The 308-nt window shown below is 43.8% G+C and carries 1 pseudogene; it reads left to right on the top strand.

From position 1 onward, the window contains the following. A pseudogene (locus F1003_RS16990) lies at positions 1 to 308 on the top strand (hypothetical protein); the annotation flags it as partial.

The following is a 308-nucleotide window of genomic DNA, read 5'->3' as shown; positions in this document are numbered from 1 at the left end:
GTGTTTTTCCCTCTTCTGATAGAGGCTCAAGTCGTATTACAGGCACTAGACTCGTATTTCAGCATAACATTAGAAAGCGGGAAGAAGCGTATTGCTTCGATTTATGATGCCGATTATTTCCCTTATAACATTAACCCCCGTTCTGAAGCTCTTTGGCAGAGGAATATTGCAGCAGATGGTGCTCAGGAGCCCCTAGTAATAGACCATCAGGGGAAAATCACTACCACAGGCTTAAGGGTTGGTATTCCCGTAACAGTACAGGGTAATGGCTTCCTTCCCGCTTATAGTGTAAATATTACTATACCCAC

The sequence above is a fragment of the Winogradskyella ouciana genome (assembly GCF_009709615.1).
Lineage (GTDB): Bacteria > Bacteroidota > Bacteroidia > Flavobacteriales > Flavobacteriaceae > Winogradskyella > Winogradskyella ouciana.
The sequence above is the reverse complement of the archived record's forward strand: the minus strand, read 5'-3'. Positions and strand labels throughout refer to the sequence as shown.